At 37.5% G+C, this 299-nt stretch carries 1 protein-coding gene; it reads left to right on the forward strand.

Going from position 1 to position 299, the window contains the following annotated elements; all coding sequences use genetic code 11:
* A partial coding sequence (locus P0G09_RS18985) for an ATP-binding protein (protein WP_342760572.1) occupies nucleotides 1-272 on the forward strand: 272 nt, incomplete at its 5' end.
* Nucleotides 273-299: the final 27 nt, after the last annotated feature.

Genomic DNA, 299 nt, shown 5'->3' on the forward strand with positions numbered 1-299 from the left:
ATTGCGCTCCCATGATACATGGCTTTTTGAGGGAGATTGATGATTTAGTGGCAACAAATGAGCTACAAATACATCTTGCTATACAGTCTCCCGCTTTTATCAATGGGAACATATTACTGATTGAAAAGGTGTTCTCCAATTTGATTTCAAATGCTGTAAAGTATTCGCCGCATGGAGCAAGCGTTGATATTATTTTACAATATACCAACGGACGCTTTTTGTTCTCCGTAGAGAACACAGTTACACATATTCCAGTAGATGATATTCCCTAATTGTTTGAAGCTTTTTATCGTTTGGAG

The sequence above is a fragment of the Faecalibacterium sp. DFI.5.82 genome (assembly GCF_029076575.1).
In the GTDB taxonomy this organism is placed as follows: Bacteria; Bacillota; Clostridia; order Oscillospirales; family Ruminococcaceae; genus Faecalibacterium; species Faecalibacterium duncaniae.